The organism is Oceanobacillus senegalensis (genome assembly GCF_900176885.1).
Classification (GTDB): Bacteria; Bacillota; Bacilli; order Bacillales; family Amphibacillaceae; genus Oceanobacillus; species Oceanobacillus senegalensis.
Genome location: NZ_LT839648.1, coordinates 752,713 through 773,871, shown reverse-complemented (window position 1 = coordinate 773,871; position 21,159 = coordinate 752,713). Strand labels below are relative to the sequence as shown.

General features: G+C 35.9%; 21 protein-coding genes and 1 riboswitch. Of the genes, 4 read left to right on the top strand and 17 right to left on the bottom strand.

The window, feature by feature from the left end; translation table 11 throughout:
• Positions 1-35: 35 nt before the first annotated feature.
• Positions 36-929 (top strand): BC_2427 family protein, encoded by an 894-nt coding sequence (locus CAO17_RS03590; RefSeq protein ID WP_085991455.1) that lies wholly within the window; start codon positions 36-38, stop codon positions 927-929.
• Positions 930-1,104: 175 nt separating this feature from the next.
• Positions 1,105-1,875 (top strand): CsxC family protein, encoded by a 771-nt coding sequence (locus tag CAO17_RS03585; RefSeq protein WP_085994393.1) that lies wholly within the window; start codon positions 1,105-1,107, stop codon positions 1,873-1,875.
• Positions 1,876-2,217: 342 nt separating this feature from the next.
• On the opposite strand, the gene CAO17_RS03580 is transcribed toward CAO17_RS03585, so the two are convergent.
• The 6 genes from CAO17_RS03580 to CAO17_RS03555 form a co-directional block, all read right to left on the bottom strand.
• Positions 2,218-4,020 carry an IucA/IucC family protein gene (locus CAO17_RS03580; protein WP_085991454.1) on the bottom strand — a complete coding sequence of 601 codons (1,803 nt, stop codon included), beginning with the start codon at positions 4,018-4,020 and terminating at the stop codon, positions 2,218-2,220.
• Positions 4,021-4,242: 222 nt separating this feature from the next.
• The gene (locus CAO17_RS03575) at positions 4,243-5,532 is read right to left on the bottom strand and encodes a lysine N(6)-hydroxylase/L-ornithine N(5)-oxygenase family protein (RefSeq protein ID WP_085991453.1); all 1,290 of its coding nucleotides are present in this window, start codon (positions 5,530-5,532) and stop codon (positions 4,243-4,245) included.
• Complete coding sequence (locus tag CAO17_RS03570; RefSeq protein WP_085991452.1) at positions 5,511-6,110, bottom strand: GNAT family N-acetyltransferase; 600 nt, start codon at positions 6,108-6,110, stop codon at positions 5,511-5,513. Before CAO17_RS03570 ends, CAO17_RS03575 begins: the two co-directional genes overlap by 22 nt.
• The gene (locus tag CAO17_RS03565) at positions 6,107-7,861 is read right to left on the bottom strand and encodes an IucA/IucC family protein (RefSeq protein ID WP_085991451.1); all 1,755 of its coding nucleotides are present in this window, start codon (positions 7,859-7,861) and stop codon (positions 6,107-6,109) included. The genes CAO17_RS03570 and CAO17_RS03565 overlap by 4 nt, the downstream gene beginning before the upstream one ends.
• Positions 7,833-9,359, bottom strand: coding sequence for a pyridoxal phosphate-dependent decarboxylase family protein (locus tag CAO17_RS03560; protein WP_085991450.1), 1,527 nt, complete (start codon positions 9,357-9,359; stop codon positions 7,833-7,835). Before CAO17_RS03560 ends, CAO17_RS03565 begins: the two co-directional genes overlap by 29 nt.
• Positions 9,360-9,362: 3 nt before the next feature.
• Complete coding sequence (locus CAO17_RS03555; protein ID WP_085991449.1) at positions 9,363-9,743, bottom strand: hypothetical protein; 381 nt, start codon at positions 9,741-9,743, stop codon at positions 9,363-9,365.
• A 303-nt stretch (positions 9,744-10,046) separates the two neighbouring features.
• Here CAO17_RS03555 and CAO17_RS21310 point away from each other — a divergent pair, with 303 nt between their 5' ends.
• Together CAO17_RS21310 and CAO17_RS03550 are read left to right on the top strand one after the other, a co-directional pair.
• Complete coding sequence (locus tag CAO17_RS21310; RefSeq protein ID WP_218775529.1) at positions 10,047-10,331, top strand: hypothetical protein; 285 nt, start codon at positions 10,047-10,049, stop codon at positions 10,329-10,331.
• A 533-nt stretch (positions 10,332-10,864) separates the two neighbouring features.
• Entirely contained in the window at positions 10,865-11,311 is a 447-nt protein-coding gene (locus CAO17_RS03550) for a hypothetical protein (protein ID WP_085991448.1), read from the top strand.
• Positions 11,312-11,416: 105 nt separating this feature from the next.
• Here CAO17_RS03550 and sufB read toward each other — a convergent pair whose 3' ends face one another.
• The 11 genes from sufB to CAO17_RS03500 form a co-directional block, all read right to left on the bottom strand.
• A complete protein-coding gene (sufB, locus tag CAO17_RS03545; protein ID WP_085991447.1) occupies positions 11,417-12,814 on the bottom strand; it encodes a Fe-S cluster assembly protein SufB in 1,398 nt (465 codons plus the stop codon).
• Between the two features lie 78 nt (positions 12,815-12,892).
• Positions 12,893-13,333, bottom strand: a complete 441-nt coding sequence (gene sufU, locus CAO17_RS03540) for a Fe-S cluster assembly sulfur transfer protein SufU (RefSeq protein ID WP_085991446.1) — start codon at positions 13,331-13,333, stop codon at positions 12,893-12,895.
• Positions 13,320-14,543: a cysteine desulfurase gene (locus CAO17_RS03535; RefSeq protein ID WP_085991445.1), complete on the bottom strand. Its 1,224-nt coding sequence runs from the start codon at positions 14,541-14,543 to the stop codon at positions 13,320-13,322. Before CAO17_RS03535 ends, sufU begins: the two co-directional genes overlap by 14 nt.
• Positions 14,543-15,853, bottom strand: a complete 1,311-nt coding sequence (sufD, locus tag CAO17_RS03530) for a Fe-S cluster assembly protein SufD (protein ID WP_085991444.1) — start codon at positions 15,851-15,853, stop codon at positions 14,543-14,545. Before sufD ends, CAO17_RS03535 begins: the two co-directional genes overlap by 1 nt.
• Before the next feature lie 19 nt (positions 15,854-15,872).
• On the bottom strand, positions 15,873-16,658 hold the full coding sequence (gene sufC, locus CAO17_RS03525) for a Fe-S cluster assembly ATPase SufC (RefSeq protein WP_085991443.1): 786 nt from the start codon (positions 16,656-16,658) through the stop codon (positions 15,873-15,875).
• 370 nt (positions 16,659-17,028) lie between these two features.
• Entirely contained in the window at positions 17,029-17,199 is a 171-nt protein-coding gene (locus CAO17_RS20930) for a YuzK family famiily protein (RefSeq protein WP_179151832.1), read from the bottom strand.
• A gap of 187 nt (positions 17,200-17,386) precedes the next feature.
• On the bottom strand, positions 17,387-18,274 hold the full coding sequence (locus CAO17_RS03520) for a MetQ/NlpA family ABC transporter substrate-binding protein (RefSeq protein WP_085991442.1): 888 nt from the start codon (positions 18,272-18,274) through the stop codon (positions 17,387-17,389).
• Between the two features lie 23 nt (positions 18,275-18,297).
• A complete protein-coding gene (locus tag CAO17_RS03515) occupies positions 18,298-18,954 on the bottom strand; it encodes a methionine ABC transporter permease (RefSeq protein WP_085991441.1) in 657 nt (218 codons plus the stop codon).
• A complete protein-coding gene (locus CAO17_RS03510; protein WP_085991440.1) occupies positions 18,944-19,981 on the bottom strand; it encodes a methionine ABC transporter ATP-binding protein in 1,038 nt (345 codons plus the stop codon). The genes CAO17_RS03515 and CAO17_RS03510 overlap by 11 nt, the downstream gene beginning before the upstream one ends.
• 184 nt (positions 19,982-20,165) lie before the next feature.
• Positions 20,166-20,279, bottom strand: a riboswitch (SAM riboswitch).
• A gap of 146 nt (positions 20,280-20,425) precedes the next feature.
• A complete protein-coding gene (locus tag CAO17_RS03505) occupies positions 20,426-20,749 on the bottom strand; it encodes a thioredoxin family protein (RefSeq protein WP_342744178.1) in 324 nt (107 codons plus the stop codon).
• A 34-nt stretch (positions 20,750-20,783) separates the two neighbouring features.
• Positions 20,784-21,140 (bottom strand): toprim domain-containing protein, encoded by a 357-nt coding sequence (locus CAO17_RS03500; protein ID WP_085991438.1) that lies wholly within the window; start codon positions 21,138-21,140, stop codon positions 20,784-20,786.
• Between the last annotated feature and the right edge of the window lie 19 nt (positions 21,141-21,159).

The following is a 21,159-nucleotide window of genomic DNA, read 5'->3' as shown; positions in this document are numbered from 1 at the left end:
AAGTAAGCAGTATTGTTCGAGGAGTGAAAATTGATATGAAATTTAATAATAATTATAAGAAAATTACGTCCCGTTCTACTCCAAAGAATACGAAGCCAGTAGAGCGATTGAATCATAAGAATACCAACAAAAAAACTAAATTGAATCATAAGAATACTAACAAAAAAGCGAATTTAACAGGGTTTAATTCATCTATTGGTAACCAAATTAAACACATTAAAGTTCCATTTTCAGCTTATAAAAAAATTGACGATTTCCTACAACAACCCGTTTTCGTTCACACAGCTGAGCGTTCACTTAACTTCAAAGATCAAACTGGTTTGAGCCCTGACTTTGAGACATATCAAATGAATACTTCTACTTATTATCATGAGCAACCGTATGGTAGATTAGTTTTTTCTAACGTACATGCAATGATGAATTTAAGCAAAGATTCTTCTAAAGTATCTAAGAAAACTAACAACCTCCAGCAAGAAATAACGAAACCTTTTCAACAAAACTCGAACACCAACGTACTTGAGGGGCCCGACATTTTTAGTAATACATTTCCTTTTGCTAAGTTTCTTATTCCAGTCGTTCTTGGGGAGTACGATATTGAAATCGTATTAGAAGAACACACGCTAATGGATAAAGGTATCATCAAGATTTTGGAAGTTCCTACAGAGGTTATATTAACAAATTGTAAATTCATACCCTCCAATTTCAATCACTCTTCAGATCAAGCAAAACAAACAGCTTCAAATGGTATATTGTTTGTTGAAGGATATATTCAAGAATCAATGGAATACTTTCCTGCTATTAATTGGGAAAAAATATCTCCACGGGAATGGTTAAAAAATGTTTATTATCGAGTAGACCAAAAACTAATAGTACATTTAAAGATCCAATTGCTGCAATTAGTTCAATTTGAAAATTTCTATACTAACTAATAGAATGGAATTTCAACTTACTACTAAAAATCCACGATTGACTCTTACCATAAGTCCATTCATAATCCTACTAACCGAATACCCTAATATTGTAAAGGTAGTAGAAGACCTTTAAATAATTAATAGGAGGAACTATCATATGGTAGGATTTGGCCAAAGCTATTATAAGAAAAATATGGTTAAGAAAAACCCTAATCCTAATCAAGAAAATTGCAATGTTAAAGCACGTACAGAAGTTCAACTTCCAGATACTCCCGTTACCCCAGTCGTTAATCCAGATTTAACTGGTGCATTTGTTAAAGTCCCGCTAGTTTTAGCTGAGACTTCTCTTCAGGTCGTAGTAGAAGCTGACATTCCGCTTGACCCGCCAGCAAGTGAAATTAAACGAGTTTTAAAAGATGTTTTCTTAACACAATGTAAACTCGTTCCTGTTGGTCCATTTACAGAAATAAATGACTCAGGATTCTTTACTTCTGAAGGAGCTAAGTTGTTTGTCGAAGGATATATCCGTAAAAACATCGAGTATGCACCAATGGGCTGTAATAGCGCACTACGCACTATGACAGCGAAGGTTCCATTTTCTGGTTTTGCAGATTTAACCGGTGATCTTATGAATTTACCGATTTTCGGCTTTGGAGATCAAAGAAGATCACAATTTTTAGAACCTAAACATGGAGAATCTCCTCGATTAGATAAATACTTCTTCCAAAATAATGTCATTTATAATGAACAGCCATTCTGTGAACTTATTAGCGCGGAATTCTTTGAGCTTGACTTTTCTCCGAATTCATATGACTCGCGTGGCAGCCATTGCTCTAATAACGGAAGCTTTAATAAACTACGTGAAAAAATCGTTACAGATCTTACTTTAAAAGTGTTACAAGTTCAACAGATTCCACTTACTGTAAATGGTGGTGGAGCTGGAAACGGCACCGGAGGCGAGTAGTTAAAAATTTATGAAACTCCATAAAGAATGATATATGAGGCTGTAAAAACAAGTTGAGCTTATTCATAGTTCAACTTGTTTTATTATTATGAACCACTTTCGTGCAAACAATATATTGTCAGTTACTTAAACCCCCCCATTCACCAGTAAAAACGAGACACCCCCCCTCGCCACAAACACTAGCGTGACAAGGGGGTTAAAGTCTGACCCGATTGAATATTACATTTCGAATTTGATTAATAAAGCCCTTCTTATAATCATCATGAGGCATATTTCATTCTTGTTCGATACAAAGGTGGAAGGTAATTTCTCCCTTTAAAAAGGGGAAATTCAACATAAAAATTATTTCACTACTATACCAACTTCATGTAGAGCATTACGCACCTTGCCATACTCACTTGCATGAGGACGGTCAACGTCATCCTCGTACCCATAATCAAACATTCGATTTCGATTCAACGTTAATTTTGTCACTGTAGGACGAAGTAAATCAAATAACTTAAACCGCTCACGTAACTGGGGAAATTGTGATTGATAACGTAATATCTCATTACGAACACTGCTCCAAAATACTTGTTCGGTTACGCCTTCATTCTCTTCTAAAATCGTCGCTAGGTAGCGAAAATGACATATAAATAGACCGGTTAAAATAAACTGTGTCAATCCTTCTGGTTCCTCACTTCTTAATACCGTTTTCAACTCTTCAGATAATGAACGTAACTCGGTAAACGGCTGGTCACTTATATTCACGTCATCTACAAAGTCCTTCATAATAATCCGAACTGGTTTATAATTCTTTAATACAAGGACAGTATTTTGACCATGCGGTGAAAAGACAGTGCCATATTGATATAAATAATGCAATAGTGGCGGTAATACTGCATTCATCAAGGATTCTACCCACTCTTTTGGTGTCAAACCAGCTTTTCGAATATATGTTGATACAAGCGACTTCCCTGAATGATCAACATGTAATAGTGCCGCTAGAGTAATTGCCTGCTCTCCTTCCTCTAACTCTTCATAGATACTTTCTCTCCACACAACACCGAGCATTTCTAAATATTGATAAGGCGCATTTTTAATTATTGAAAATGTTGGATGATTTACATTTAACGTTGCTACTTCACCAAGCAATCCTATCTTGCACGTATCTTTTAAAAATGAATCTTGATTTCGAATTCCTTTAATGTGTTCCGTTACTTGAGGAGCAATAATGGTGCGTTCACTCGGCAACCCGCGATAAACAAGGGTATTCAATATACTCATCGGCAGCTTCACATGATATTTTTCCCGATGAGTCGTATTCACAAATGTACGGATTGACTGTTGGGGTAAATATTGGTCCTCACTTTCTCCAAGAGGTACAATAAGGTCATTGGAAATATACTCTGCATAAAGTGGAACAATGACATTCATCCATTGCCATTCATGAATAGGAATATAATAGTAATCACTCACTATTAGTTGACGTTCATTCAATTGATTAGCAAATAATCTCAGTGAGTTTTCGCTTAGTTCTTGTTTCATCACTTTGTCAAATGACAATGTATCAATCGAATGGAAGGAACTTATTTGTTTGGAAACAGCGATCCATGACAGCTGAATATAATTCTTCTGTTCTGGAGCAAATCGAACATAGTCATCATAACCAAAACCAATTCTTCCTTTATTATATGTAATCCATGGATGCCCCGTCATTTCACCTTCCAACTCGGCATAATCCATTTCAACCAGTTCATCTACGGATTTTTCGTTCTGCAAATACAAGTCGGCAACTAATGTATGATAATACTCTTTGGCTAAATGTCCTGCTGTTGAACTGGTCATTCCCTTTTCTTCTGACAATCCAATCAATAGCTGCAGTGCTTTGGAAAGACCAATCTCTTGACCTTCAGACGTTACCTGGATCGTGTCAGCAAAAACATAAAAGCTATCAAATAACTTCTCTTTAGCTTGATACGTGTATGTCACTCCTTTTTGATCCTTCCATTGATACGTCGTAACATCCGATTGTTTTTTTATTTCCTTTGGTTCAATAATTTGTTCATACATAAATTCTTGTAACATCTTGGCAAGTAGCTGTTGATTTGCTTTTTCCCACGACTGTTTTGTAAACGTAGAAAGTTCGGTTTTGACAATATTCATCCTTCATTCTCCCTTACTGGTTTATATAATTCTAATTTGTTACGTATCGTCCTAGCGATTATCGCTAGGACTATTAACACAGCACCGCTCAGTAAAGGTGCATAAAAACTTGCTTCTTTATTCTTGCTTTCTCTTAATGTTTTCAATACTTCCCAATTCTTTATAAGTTAAATACTTCAGACGTCAATGTTATGAAACAAATGGTGTTCAAATCGTGATTCGTTAGAACCCAAACTGCTGAAAGACGTTTCGGTTATACAGTTTATAAACTTCTTTTCCGGCAATTTGATTAATAATGACCGCATTTCTGTAAGCACCAAGCCCTAAATCGGGTGCCCCTACTCCGTGCGTATGGAGTTCTCCATTTTGAATAAACAAAGAAGCCCCTTCAATATTTGTTTTGACTTTATAGTGTTCATCAATTTCTAACTGACCAAATTCATTAAATTGCAAATGAATTTTTATTCCATCCATAAAACTTGGCAACGTACCTTGATAGCCGGTTGCCAGAATCACCACGTCACTCACTGTTTTTTGATAAGTCTCTTGTTCATATTGATACAATGTTAATTCTTGACTGTCTCCTTTTTGTTCGATATTCGTTAATTCAGTTAGTGCTTGCATTGTAATAGGGATGGGGCTTCCGCCTATTGTACGTTCATATAATAGGTCATAAATATCACTAATCGTTTGGAAACTAATGCCTTTATAAAGCAGTCCTTGATTCTTTAACACCCGTTGTTTATTTTCAAGTTCTAAATGATAAAAGTAACGCGTATAGTCAGGTGAAAAATGTTCTAAACCAAGTTTTGAATATTCCATTGGATAAAAACCTTTAGAACGTGTGTACCAGTTCAACTCATATTCCTGCTCACTTTGCTGCTGTAATAAATCATAGACAATTTCAGCGGCACTTTGGCCCGAACCGATAACCGTTATACTTTTTGCTTGCAACGTTTGATCTCGCTTCATTTTAAAGTGTGCTGAATGATAAAGCTGATCGCATTGCATGGATTGAAAGTCTTTTGGAATTATTGGTTTCGTCCCAACTCCCATCACAACATGGCGACTATAATACGTTTCAGTGTCATCACCATGTTGAACCGTTACTTCAAAGTACGTGTCTTCCTCCGTATGAAGCACTACTTCTTTCACTTCACTACTAAACTGCAAACCTTTTAAACGATTAGCTACCCACTGACAATAGTGATTGTATTCATTACGAGGAATTTGAAATTTCTCGAAAAAGTAAAATTGATACAACCGTTCATGTTCATGCAAATAATTTAAAAAACTATAGGGGCTCGTGGGGTCGACCATTGTCACAAGATCTGCCATAAACGGCACTTGCAAGGTCGTTCCTTCTAGTAGCATACCAGGATGCCAATCAAACTTTGGCTTTTGTTCGAAACATATATAGGTACAATCTGTTTTTTCAAGCAGCGCCGCTAATCCTAAATTAAAGGGACCAACCCCAATGCCAATAATGTCTAAAATGTTCCGTTGATCCATTCACTCCACCTTCTTTCAAATACATTTCTTTCACAACTAACCAGTAATCCTGTTTTATCAGGTAAATTTACTTCTTTTATAGGCTGAAATCCGCATTTCTTAAAGACCGCAATCATCTTTTCATTTCGAATATCCGGTTCTGCCACTACTCGTTTCGTAGTATTTATTTCAAATTTTCGCTTTAAAATAGTCAAAAGTAATGGATAAATATATCTTTTACCTAGATAGTCCGTTTCTCCAATTAATAAGTGAATCCCTTGATCGTTTTGATCATATGAATAGTACCTGCTAATCACATCACCTTCAACCGTATAGGACTCCCAGTAACTCATCGGCACCCCATCGATTTCACCAATTAATAATTGTTGATGGGAGTCGTTTAAAAATGTTTGTAAATGCTGTTTATAGGCATCCCTATCAATGTTCAATTTCCAATAAGGAATGACGTGCGGTTCATGCATCCAAGTGTATAATCGTTCAAAATCTTCTCGTAATGAAACTGGACGAAACGTAATTTCCTTCTTCAATTGAACGTCTTCTATAACAAATGGATACTTAGTTTGCAACATGGCTGTCATTGTTTTACAACACCTACCTTATACAATGGATTATCTATATTGACATAAACCGATTGCGTTTTTAAAGAACCAACTAATTCATCCATGTCATGAACACGCGTTAATAAATTCGCTTTGCACGGAAGTTCTCGTTTTTCAAGTAGTGAAGAAACAAGATTTGTATGATCTTGAGAAATATAGTATACAAGTTCTTCTCTTAAAAGTGTTAAAAGCTTCTTTTCATCTATAAGTTCACTTACTCCAAAAGCATTTACGAGCCCAAATAAATGATTAAAAAATACGTAATAACGGAACCGTTCTTCAGCTATAGCATCTTCACACACGGTATCACTTTCCCCATTTAAGGTTGAGACCAGTTCACGCAGTTCCGCTTCTTTTGATTTCATAAAATAGTAGCCTTGGTTATCGCGATAATAGAAAGTTAAAGGATAGCCCTCTTGATCTAGTTTGATAATTGAATTTTGTTGATGAGCTTCTAAGGCAATTCCTTTTTGTGTATATAGCCACATCATCGGTTTTAAAGTAATATCGATGTAACGCTTGAACCAATTTTCGCTCACTTGTTCCGTTGTGAGATTTTCATTTTTTGAAATTCTGTTAATAATGTTTGCAAGCTGGGATGCTTCACCGAATACGTGGTCTTGACATAGGCTTGCTATAAGTGTTGTGCAATTTCCCTCTGTTTCTTTAAACGGATTATCACGAATCATCACTTCAAATCCAACCTCTCCTTCTCCTAATGTCACATATGCTGGATCTTTAATAATTTGAAAAGTAGGATGATGAGCATGTAGCTCTTTTTCTATAGTTGACTGAAGTAATCTCGTTACTTCTACACCGCGATGCAATTCCTTTACTTTATTTACACGTAAAGAATTTGTGATTTTAACAGGAATCGAGAACTTATACATAACATTTGCACGAGGACTATAAACCGTACGAACAGATGATGTTGGATAAAAAGGTTCACCTCGCGGGCCTAAGTATGAGAGCTGTCCATTTTGAATCCAATTGCACACCACTTCCTTTCCTAATAAATAACGTGCTTGCAATGGATGCATCGGAATAAGCGTATACTCATCATCTTCACAATATCGTAAAGCAAATTCTTTTGTTACCGTATCACCCTGCTTTAATTCCATCTTAATTATATCGGTAGCAGACTGGTTGCAAGCCGATTGTTCCCTAACGAGCGAACGATGCGCTCTAAAGTAATGAAGCTGAAATTCCCCTTTTAATTCAGGTCCAAAAACAGATTCTTCTTCCGATAAAATTCCTTGGCGACTTTTTGGCGTTGGATGAAGCTGATGGCCGATTAATAAAGCTTGCTCTGACTGTAAAAACGTTTTATTCCACTTATAGCATTCTTCTAACTCATGCTTTCTTTTTTCAATAAATTGATTCATATTTTCATAACTTAATAGTACACGTGCAATTAAATCATTTACTTGTACTAAATCTTCCGTTATTTCTTTCATTAACAGTGATAGCAGTGTCACAATATCAAGTTCTTGTATTTCATGATGATGAATTTGATAACGTAACTCTTGCTTAAATATGTGTCGCCCTGTTACGGAGCGATATTTTACGGGTAAAAATAGCGTGGCTGGCTGCTTTTCCAATTTAATCACTAACACTTCTTCAATGGTTGTCTCATTTACCGAATGCCACACACCTTTTCCTGTTTCGCGAATATAGCAATTGATTATATTTTGCATCGTATTAAAATGAGCCGATAACTGAGCGTTCACGTAATCGCTCCTCCTTTTTATCAAGTTCTTTTCCAAGATTAAATACTTCATCTAACCGTTTGACGGTTTCATCAAATGTAATCAGTGGGTTTAACATCGTTAGCTTCAAATAGGATTTTCCTTCAAACTTTGTTTTTGCAATAATCAACTGTCCATTTTCATATAGCAATTGCTGAATCGTCTGATTTATACCATTTTCATATACTAGTTGTTCTTGGTCATCCATGTAAATAACCCTCGGTTGATAGCGAAATACAATCGCGTTCATAACAGGGTTATTTAGTGCTTCAGCATCTGTTCTTTTTTGTAAATAATTGGCCGTTTGTTTAGCCGTTTTAATTGTATAATCAACCATGTCACCAAACTCTTGTTTACCAAGTGCTTGAAATGTCAACCATACTTTTAAAGCATCAAATCGCTTCGTCGTTTGAATGCTGCGATCAACTAAATGAAGATGAGTATCTTCTTCTGGATTTAAATAGTCAGCGTGCAGCTGGATCTGTTCGAACATAGTAGCATTTTTCACAAAAAAGGCGCCACAGCTCACTGGCTGATAAAACCATTTATGAAAATCAATGGTAATAGAGTCTGCTTCTTTCAGATTGGATATTAGATAACGATATTGATTGGAAAAAAGTAAAGCTCCTCCAAACGCAGCATCTGCATGTAACCAAATGTTCTCCCTACCGGTTAATTTACTGATTTCACCAAGTGGATCGATACTCCCAAAATCTGTCGTTCCGATTGTTGCCACCACTGCAAAAGGGAGATTTCCTTGCTGTTTTACTTTTTCAATTTCTTTATATAAAGAATCTGTGCATATTTCATGGTGTTCGTTTGTTTTTATACTTACAACGGAGTCCATACCGAGTCCTAATTGAGCAGCTGATTGCTGTACGGTAAAATGAGCCTTTTCTGAACAAAAGATACGTAACTTTTTAGCTTCCACTGGTAATCCTTGTTTGCTTACATCTACAGAGAAATGCTTAGCACAATATTCATTACGGGCTAGCAACAATGCCATATAATTTGATTGAGTTCCACCACTTGTAAACACACCTGAAGAGGACTTAGGATAATTGATTTCTTTTATGATTTCCTTAATGACACCGTCTTCTATATACGTAGCGATTGGACTTTGATCCCATGAGTCCATCGATTGATTTAAAGCAGAGATGATTACTTCGGCAGCAAGTGCTGGTATTATAGGCGGGCAATGTAAGTGAGCCATCGCGCCAGGATGTGAAATATGCAGCGAATGCTTCATTACCAGATCCTTCAATGATGCTAAAATAGCATCCGATGATTTCCCTTCGTATTCAAATTTTACATATCTCTCAATATTTTTTTTAAGGTCCTCGCCACCAATATGTTCATATGGTTTTTCAAGACTTTTATAGTAATTCTTAACTATTTCTACTGTTTCTGTCATAAACTGATGAAAATTCTCTAAGCCATTTGAAGCTGATGATAAAAACCATTTATCAAACGGTTTCATGTTTTATATCACCCATTTCTTTACAGCATCTTTTATCACGTCTTTAAAACGAACAAGAGCTTCGTCTAATTGTTGCTTTGTTACAATTAACGGCGGCAATAAGCGAATAACTGCCCTGTTCCTCCCTCCTATTTCTAAAATGGCGCTACAATCAAGGCATTTTTTTTGCACAGCTTCAGTTACACCTCCGCCTATTGGTTCGCAATATTGAATTTTTGTTTTCCGTCCAAATGACTCTGGTAAAATCGCAAATACATCATCGACAAATGCTTCTTTTACAAGCGTCGTAAAATCGAAAGTATGTAAAGGAGTTTTATTCGCAACTACCTCTTGAATTGCCTCATGAACAACAACGGAAATGGGTTGATTGATTAAAGTAGACATATCTTATCCTCCTATAATGTTAATTTAAGTGATAATGATTATCAATGTCACTTATTATATTAGTTGATAATGATTATCAATGTCAATGATTATTCTGAAAATACGAAATTAGTCCTACATTTATGATTTAGTGGAAATATTGGAAGAAAGTGGCTTTAATGGGTGGTTTACAAAGACGAGGATCCGTTGGGTTATGTATCGAAATTAGATAAAGTCTGCAAATAAAAATCAAAAAAGAAGGAGGCTAAAACAAAATGTTTATATCATAGTGAAATCCGAATATGGTCGTGGCTACATACCGTTATGGAAATACACTACGCTTTTTCGCGGGCGCTGCTGAACCTACTTCAGGCCAATACGATGTTCGTTCATGAAGGTGTTGCCACAGGACGTGGCGTTTTTAGTCTTTATTCCTTAGTTGCTCTTCGTAGAACACCTAGGCTATTCTTCTCAAGGGCAATGAATGCTACGGCAGCAACGCATCGAACAAAGAAAATTGATTTTTATTTTCGAGGAGTATCCGTATGTTTCATTCGCTGGTATAATGCAATGTTTGGATTTAGGTTAAATACTTTAGGTTTGTCCTAGTCTCTTTCTTCCATTCTGTTGTTCAACAATCGCCACCTCAAAAATGGAGAAAAAATGAATCATTTTAGGTAAAGGAGGGCCCTGTGTCATACCTTTGTAGTATAAACTACCCCTAATAACCTGATTCTTTCGGTCTATATGGCGTAGGTCTTAGGAGCATCAGACGTACACCGACCAAGTTAAATTTTCAATCAAGGCTTAAGTGCAAATCAAAAATGACGCCAAATGTGATTCACTAAAGGAGCTAAACAAGTTACTTGAATTTATGGAGAGTTACGAACCACTACGATAAGGTTTAAGAAGTGAAGCATTGACATTAAGATGGACAAATATAGAGGGTAATTATGTAGCGATTAAGAGGCAACTAGCAGGGATAATAATAACAATCACTGTGACAAATTCATCTTCTTACAGAACCATAAAAATAGAAGACAATCTAGCCAAGGCATTGATAATGTTTAAACTAATTCAAAATTTCTTAAGTAATTAGCTACATCGTCCGTAATTCGGATAATTTTAAAGGGTATTGCGAATTGGTGAAAGTACCATCTGGTTTTGTCGATATTGGAGTCGATTTCTTCTTCCTTGAATGTTGTACTACTCCAACTGTAACTGATGCTTTAACACCTTGTGGAACAATAACAAATGCCTGTACAGTAAACGAGGTTAAGGCTGTAGGCCATATTAATTATGTCGTATCCTTTACTATTCCTACTTTTTATAACAATGGTCAATTGAATTGTTCTGAAGTAGTTAATCAAACATTTTCTTGTACTGGAACTGTTTCTGTAAATAACACCCTTTGCTATTCTGCTTTAGACGAAGAAAACCCATGTCCGGATTTCTGTAACGGAAATACTCAAGCTTTTGCATTTGTTAAAGATATTGATTTATGTAGTAATCAAAAAGCAATAGTCACTATTGGGACAGTGTTTGTTCTTTCTGAATGTAATAATTCTGATGATTCAACAGTTGAATAATAAAAAAGTACCCTTTAAGAAACGGGTACTTTTTTGTTTATCTAATGCCTTTTCCTTACTTTATAAACAGCTTACAAACACTGTTACACCAACATTTGCAGCGTATTATCCGATACTACCTTCCATTTCGAACTTGATAAGTCGGTTCATTTCTACGGCATATTCCATTGGTAATTCTTTTGTAAATGGTTCAATGAAGCCCATTACAATCATTTCTGTTGCTTCTTCTTCAGACAATCCTCTACTCATTAGGTAGAATAACTGCTCCTCAGAAACCTTGGATACTTTTGCTTCATGCTCTAATGAAATATTATCATTATATATTTCATTATAAGGAATTGTATCAGATTTAGATTCATTATCAAGGATTAATGTGTCACACTCAATATTTGCACGAGCTCCTTCAGCTTTACGTCCGAAGTGAACCAATCCACGATAGGTTACGTTACCACCTTGTTTAGAGAACGATTTGGAAACGATGGTAGAAGAAGTATTAGGTGCTAAGTGATGCATTTTCGCACCAGCATCTTGTACCTGACCTTTACCCGCAATCGCAATAGAAATCGTATTACCGCGTGCACCTTCTCCTCTTAAATGAATAGAAGGGTATTTCATTGTTAGTTTTGAACCAATATTACCATCGATCCATTCCATCGTTGCATTTGCATCACATGTTGCACGTTTTGTAACTAGGTTATAAACGTTATTTGCCCAGTTTTGAATCGTTGTATAACGGCAGTATGCATCTTTTTTAACAATAATTTCCACAACAGCACTGTGTAGAGAATTTGTTGTATAAACTGGTGCTGTACAACCTTCCACATAGTGTACGGAAGCACCTTCATCCACAATAATTAGCGTTCTTTCAAATTGTCCCATATTTTCCGAGTTAATACGGAAATATGCTTGAAGTGGTGTTGATGCTTCTACTCCTTTTGGTACATAAATGAAAGAACCACCTGACCAAACGGCTGAGTTTAATGCAGAGAATTTATTATCAGAATATGGTACAACTTTACCAAAGTACTCTTTAAATAGCTCCTCATGCTCTTTTAAAGCAGTATCTGTATCTTTAAAGATAATACCAAGCTCTTCCAAATCTTCTTTTAAGCTATGGTAAACTACTTCTGACTCATACTGAGCGGATACACCAGCCAAATATTTTTGCTCCGCTTCTGGGATACCTAATTTATCAAAAGTCTGTTTGATTTCGTCAGGTACTTCATCCCAAGTCCTACCTTGTCTTTCAGATGGTTTTACATAGTATACAATTTCATCAAAATCTAAACCAGTTAAATCTCCACCCCACTGTGGCATTGGACGATCATAGAAATGTTCCAATGCTTTTAGACGATAATCTAACATCCATTGGGGCTCTTCTTTCATTTTTGAGATTTCTTCAACAACTTTTCTTGTTAACCCTTTTTCTGTACGGAAAACAGAAACGTCCTTATCACGAAAACCATATTGATAATCTTGTATTTCTGGTGCTTTCTTAGACAATTATAAAACCTCCCTTAGGTACTAATAACGCTATCCAGTACAGTGAAAAACTGCCAGATTAACGTTCTATTCTATTTCCTACTTTTTCTCTTCTTTTACTCCCTTTTCCATCGCTTTCCAAGCCAATGTTGCACATTTTATACGTGCAGGGAATTTTGATACACCTTGCAATGCTTCAATATCCCCTAATTCTAAATCGTCATTTTCTATATCTTTACCGAGCATCATATCAGAAAACAATTCAGACATCTGAAGTGCATCTTCTATCTTATGACCTTTTACTGCCTGTGTCATCATGGAGGCTGATGACATACTTATGGAGCATCCTTCCCCTTCAAATTTTGCATCCTGGACAATACCATTCTCCACTTTTAGTTGTAATCGGATGCGGTCACCACATGTAGGATTATTCATATCTACAGATACGGCATCACCGTCAACGATACCGCGATTTCTTGGATTTTTATAATGGTCCATGATGACTTGTCGGTAAAGTGTATCGAGATTATTCAAAGACATTCCCAAAATACTCCTTTGTTTTTAAAAGTCCTTCAACTAGTTGATCAATATCATCTTCTGTATTATAAAGGTAAAAGCTTGCACGAGCTGTTGCTGTGACGTCTAGCCATTTCATTAATGGCTGTGCACAATGATGTCCAGCACGTACTGCAATTCCTTCCGAATCAAGTACTGTAGCGGTATCATGCGGATGTACATCATCTAAATTAAATGTGACTAATGCTCCACGCTCTTGGGGTCCATAGATAGAGATACCATCTATTGTATTCATCCTCTCCATCGCATATGCCGCTAAACGCTTGTCATGTTCTAATATATTATCCATTCCAATTTCATTTAAAAAGTCGATAGCTGCACCTAATCCAATTGCTCCAGCAATAATTGGAGTACCGCCTTCAAACTTCCATGGTAACTCTTTCCATGTAGAATCATATAAATCAACAAAATCAATCATTTCTCCACCGAACTCTACAGGCTCCATTTTCTCTAAAAGCTCTCGTTTTCCATATAGTACCCCAATTCCTGTCGGTGCACACATTTTATGTCCGGAAAATGCATAGAAGTCACAATCAAGATCAACGACATCTACTTTCATATGTGGTGCTCCCTGAGCTCCATCTACAACTATTATTGCTCCATTTTCATGTGCAATACTTGCAATTTCCTTAACTGGATTAATCGTACCAAGTACATTGGACATATGGGTAACTGCTACAATCTTAGTATTACTTGTTACCGTATCCTGAACATCTTCCAAATGAATCGTACCATCTTCTTGTAATGGAATATATTTTAATGTTGCACCAGTCGCTTTAGCAGCTTGTTGCCAAGGAATAATATTACTATGATGTTCCATCGGCGTAATAACAATTTCATCACCAGGTTGCAAGAATGAACGTGCGTAACCGTAGGCAACATAATTGATTGATGTGGTTGTACCTCTCGTAAAAATAACTTGTGCTGTACTCTCAGCGTTAATAAAGGAACGAACTTTTTCACGAGAGCCTTCATATCTATCTGTTGCTCTAGTTCCTAGAGTATGAACACCACGGTGAACATTCGAATTGCTATTTCGATAATACTCATCCACCGCCTGTATAACAGGCAGTGGTTTTTGTGATGTTGCGGACGAATCCAAGTAAACTAATGGATTTCCATTCACTTCCTGATCAAGTATCGGGAACATTTCACGAATGGCTTGAATATCCATTAGTATACTTTCCTTTCAATCACTTGCTTTAGTTGTTTTTTAACGGATTCGATTGGCAATTCATTTACTACTGGTGCTAGGAATCCATGAATTACTAAACGTTCCGCTTCGTCTTTAGATAAACCACGACTCATCAGATAGTACATTTGAACAGGGTCAACACGACCAACAGAAGCAGCATGACCTGCAGTTACATCATCTTCTTCTATAAGAAGAATTGGGTTTGCATCTCCTCTTGCTTTCGGGCTCAGCATTAACACACGTGATTCTTGAACAGAGTTACCTTTTGTACCGCCATGTTCAATCTGACCAATTGCATTGAAGATGGTTGATGCACTATCTCGCATAACTCCACGTTGTAGAATAAAGCCGTCTGTCGCTTTCCCGTGCTGAACAATCCTTGCAGTAAAGTTCTGTGTTTGTTTGCCACGACCAACTGAAACTGCATTGGCATTAGAGGTAGCACCATTTCCAACCAGATGTGTTATATTTTCTGAAACAGTATTACCATCATTCATTTGTCCCAAAGCCCAATCAATGGTTGCATTTTCATAAGCAACTCCACGACGATTCACGTAGGAGGTAGTACCAGCAGCCAATTGATCAACTGCACCAAAGGAAACCTTCGCATTATCGTATGCAATCACTTCTTCTACGATATTTGCAACTAATTCTTCTTCCTCATTATCTGAAATATAATTTTCTACGAATGTAACTTTACTATTTTCTTCTGCAACAACAATGACATGATTAAATAAAGCTAATTCAGCATTTTCCTGCCAAAAAATAACTTGTAATGGCTCTTCAATTTCTACATTTTTTGGAACGTAGATAAATGCACCACCATTAACCAATGCAGCATGTAATGCCGTTAAACGATTTTGGTCTACATGAACAACGTCTTTCATAAAGTATTTTTCTACCAAATCACTATGGTTTTCTAGTGCGGTAAAAATATCCGTAAAAATAACGCCTTGGTCTTTTAGCTTCTCACTTACTGTGGCATAAGCAAGAGAATTATTACGTTGAATAAGTAGGTTTTCCGGAATATTTTCTTCATCAAAATAATCTTTCAATTTAGTAGGCAATTCACTAATAGACGAAATTTTGTCTCCCGATTGGAATCCATGTTTGAATTCTGTTAAATTCCATCTATTAATTTTTGTTTTATCTGGCTTTGGCATTTCAAGTTCTTCTACTTGTTCCAATGCTACAACCCTTAAAGATTTCATCCACTCAGGTTCTTTTCTAGTGGTTGAAAACTCTTCTATATATTCTTTATTATATGGAAGCTTTGTTTCAACAGTCATATTACTCCTCCTAACTCCATTACGCGTTTTGTTCTACAGTTTCGTCTTCAATTCCTAGTTCTGCTTTTACCCAATCGTAACCTTCTGCTTCTAAACGTTTAGCAAGCTCTGGTCCACCGGATTTCACAACACGTCCTTGCATCATTACATGAACGTAATCTGGCGTAATGTAGTTAAGTAGACGTTGGTAGTGTGTGATAATCAGGCAACCAAAGTTGTCATTACGCATTTTGTTGATTCCTTTTGATACAACTTTCAATGCATCAATATCAAGACCAGAATCAATTTCATCTAAAATAGCAATTTCAGGTTTTAATTGCATTAATTGAAGAATCTCGTTACGTTTCTTCTCACCACCAGAGAACCCTTCATTTAAGTATCTTGTTGCCATATTTCTATCTATATCTAAATATTCTAAATCCGCATCTAGTCCTTTAATAAACTTCATTAATGGAATTTCTTCACCTTCTTCACGACGTGCATTAATTGCAGAACGTAAGAAATCAGAAGTAGTTACACCACTAATTTCACTAGGATATTGCATAGCTAGGAAAAGTCCAGCACGTGCACGTTCATCAACTTCCATTTCTAATACATCTTCACCATCTAGTGTAATACTACCTTTCGTAACTTCATAATTTGGATGGCCCATAACTGCTGATGCTAAAGTTGATTTACCTGTACCATTCGGCCCCATGATTGCGTGGAATTCTCCACCCTTTATAGTAAGGTTTACACCTTTTAAAATCTCTTTTCCTTCAATTTCTACATGAAGATCCTTAATTTCTAAAACTGATCCTGCCATAACTATACCTCCAAAAACTAATATTTTTATTACTATGATGAAATGAATTTATATTCATTCTCAATCTATTCTCATTACAATCTTAAAGCATTTCCAAACAATTATCAACTTATTAACTATTTGTTGAACAAAGTAGAAATCTGCTTTTGTATTGTCATTATATACCTTTTAACTATAATAGCCAAAAGCCTATTTATCTATAAACCAAATGATAACAAAAATTCTGGCATTAAGTAACCAAATACCCTTAAATAAACAATCTCTATAAAAAAAGAAGTAGCCCAATTTAAAAGTCGGACCACTTCTTAAATTTAATTCCATATCATATCCCTAAACAAACTACGTCAATACAATAATTAATTATCACTGCCTATTTATGAACTTGCGCATTTGCTTCTGCTACAATTTTCTTACTTAATTGATAATCTCTTTCACGTCTCTTTTCCACTTTCATTCGATTCGAGAATTTACGCTCATATTCAGAATAATTCATACCATGAGACTGTTCCATCGCCTTTTCCATATCCGATGTATACTTCATTCTTTAAATTAATCATCCCTTCAAATTGTCTATAAGTATCATATCATTTGAGATGATTAACTTACAAAAAGGATATGGTACGAAAATAATTCATATAAGTTGATTTTCTCGTATTGAAAACAATTTCAATACATGTAGACGTAGATATGAAGCAAATAACTAGCAAATACTACTGTATCCTTTATAATTAATTATTTCCCCCAACAGGGACAACGGCTCCATTATATGTTTCAAGGATGAAGTTTTGAATTTCTTCCGACTGAAGTACTTCTACTAATTTAAGGAGTGCTTCATTTTCTTTATCCTCAGAGCGAACCGCAATGACATTCACATATGGAGAATTTTCATTTTCAATAAATAATGCATCCTCTAATGGGCTTAATCCTCCTTGAATGGCATAGTTCGTATTGATTGCAACCAGTGCATCCTCTTCTGTTTCATACATTTCTGGTAAAAATGCTGGATCAACATCTGGAGAGAATGTTAGATTATGTGGATTTTCCACAATATCCTCAACAGTTGCTGCTGCTTTTTCTACATTTTCATCTAACTTAATTAAACCTTGTGCTTCAAATAATGCCAGAATACGTCCATGATCAGAAATAGAACGACTAATAATGACTTCTGTACCATCTTCAATATCATCTATACTCTTAATATTTTTAGAATAAACACCCATTGGTTCAACGTGTATACCTTCAATATAATCGATGTCATAGCCTGTATCTGCTACTGTTTGTTCTAAAAAAGGAATATGCTGGAAGTAGTTTGCGTCCAGTGTTCCATTTTCTAAATCATCATTTGGTAATACATAGTCTTGATATTCCTCAATTTTCAAAGTAATTCCTTCTTCTGCTAGTAAAGGTTCAGCCTCTTTTAAGATTTCAGCATGTGGTGTACTGGAAGCACCGATAGTAATTTCAACATTCTCTTCTGCTTCTTCTGTTCCTTCTGTTTCCGTTGTCGTGTCATCTGCTGCATTCTCATTCGCATTGTCTCCCTCACTTGCCCCACCACATGCAGCTAGGACTACTGTTAAAAATAAAACAGATATTAATACAATTAACTTTTTCATATGCCATTTCTCCTTTTAATTTTTTATCTTTTATCCAGTTTATTAGAGGTATAGTCCCCAATAAATTGAAGAATAAATACAATAATTAATATTAAAACAGTACATAATAGAACTACATCAAATTGACGTCTTTGGAAGCCATAGAAATAGGCAAAGTCACCTAATCCCCCTGCTCCAATTACACCAGCCATAGCGGTGTAACCAATTAGGGCAATTGCTGTTACCGTAAGACCAGAAACTAATGCAGGCATGGATTCCGGAATAAGTACCTTAAAGATAATCGTTTTTGTTTTTGCACCCATGGAATGTGCCGCTTCGATCACACCTTTGTCCACTTCTCGAAATGCTATTTCAGCAAGCCTTCCGTAAAATGGTGCTGATCCAATAATTAAGGCTGGCAATGCAGCTGTTGGTCCACGAACGGTTCCAATTACAAAGTCTGTAAATGGAAATAACAATAGTATTAAAATAATAAATGGTATGGCCCGAAATACATTTACCACACTAGCAACAATCGTGTTCATTACTTTATTTTCCCAAATGCCATCCTTTGAGGTTAAATAAAGAAGTAAGCCAAGCAGTACACCGATAATAGCTGTTCCTATTAAGGCAATAGCGGTCATATAAATTGTTTCATAAGTTGCTACCCAAATATCTTCCATTCTTATATTACTGAACATTATGAATTACCTCCACTTCTACTGAGGTATTTTCACAAATATACTGAACCGCATTTTGTATCTCGTTTTCATTACCTACAAATTGAATGACCAGGGTTCCGTATCCACCAGCCTGGGTTTGTGTGATTTTCCCTTGTAAAATATTTATATCAATAGGAAATCTCTTTGCAATTTGACTAATTAATGTTTGATTCGTGGATTCACCGATGAAATGAAGTCGAACAATTTTTCCATCGGGGTAATTTTCCACTAAATAAGACGTGTCCTTCGTTTCATCATCCGAACCATTACCCATAACCTGCGCAACAAACTTTTTGGTAACCTGTTCCTTAGGTCGTGAAAATACATCCAGAACCTCACCCTGTTCAACAATCTTTCCTTGTTCCATCACTGCTACCCTATGGCAAATTTTTTGAATAACATGCATCTCATGAGTAATAAGAATGATGGTTAATCCTAGCTCTCGATTTATATCAACTAATAAATCCAAAATAGCATTGGTTGTTTCAGGGTCAAGTGCAGAAGTCGCTTCATCACATAGAAGGACCTTCGGATTATTAGCCAGTGCTCTGGCAATTCCTACTCGCTGTTTTTGTCCCCCACTTAGCTGGGATGGATATGCTTTTTCCCTACCAGATAATCCAACCAGACGGATTAACTCTTTTACCTTTTCCATCCGCTCTGCCTTGGGTACTCCTGCAATCTCAAGGGGAAATGCAATATTATCCTCAACCGTACGCGACCAAAGTAAATTAAAGTGTTGAAAGATCATCCCGATTTCCTGTCTAGCAGCACGAAGTTCATTTGCCTTTAGTGCTGTAATTTCTTGTTTATCGATGATCACATTTCCTTCAGTCGGCTCTTCCAATCGGTTTAACAATCGAATAAATGTACTTTTACCTGCACCACTATACCCAATGACACCGAATATTTCACCATCCTCTATATCAAGGGTTAAATTATCGACTGCTGTTAATTTCTTATTATTTGATGTAAAAACTTTTCGTAAACCCTTTATCGAAATCAAAAAGATTCCTCCTAACTATGACATGAGATGCTTTGTAGACTTGTACTATTTTGTAATATGTAATATACCCATTTGTACATTAAAGAAGTACTATCATTTGCTATTCCATACATCTCTCATAAAATTAAAAACGCCTTTCTGTATGAGAACAGAAAGACGTCGTAACATTCAAAAGTCATCCGTTCTCTCATCTTCCAAGGGACATACCTTGTAGGAATTAGCACCTTTTTCAAACCTTAATGTTTGAAGGTTGCCGCGGTTTCAATGGGCCTTATCCCTCCACCGCTCTTGATAAGAGATTTCAATATTAGTATGACAATAATACTAGCATAATAGTTTTATATTTGTCAATATCCTAAACGGAAATAGTGTAAAAGAAATAAGTTGTACAAAAATCCTCTATCATCCCTTTATAAATAAAAAATCGGCGTAAATATGCCGAAATTAACTATTTACAAATAGTTCCGGTTTATATTTCATTAAATAGGAATAAATATTAGCAATTGATTTAAAGGCATAGACTCTGTCTTTGATCTCGTTGCCCTCTTTAATCAATAAACAAGGAACACTTTCAACTTTATTTTCTTGCATAAACTCTGGATGAAGGGATGCATTCATTTCACAAAAAATAGTTTGTTGGTGAACAGATTCTATCTTTTCAAGCATAGACCTTGCTAAACTACATGTTCCACAAAATGGTGTATAAATATATAATAAATATCTTTCTTGATTTAATATTTCCTTTGTGATTTCTTGCAAAAATACCACCCTAATTTTATTGTTTCCTTTTTGCTACATATTTTTATAACAAAAATATTGGATTTACTGAAAAATGTTTGCTTACCAATGCAGTTGCCAAAACATGTTTGGGTGTTGTAGCTACTTCCCTATATTCACTACTCACATAAATATGATCGGCATGTGGAAGCTCTCTGGCAAGTTGCCTTCGTAATTTGATTCCTGACTTATCTTCATCAACGAATATAAAAACATCTCTATCATCTAAATGATATGTTTCTAACATCTCATCAAAACGCTCAACACCTAGCGTACCGTTCGTACAGACAATAGTTACATCATCATTGATAACTTTTTCAATTTGACGTTTATCAGTCAACCCCTCTACAATGATTACTTTGTCTGATTCAGTCGTTATCATCACACAGCACTCCTCATGT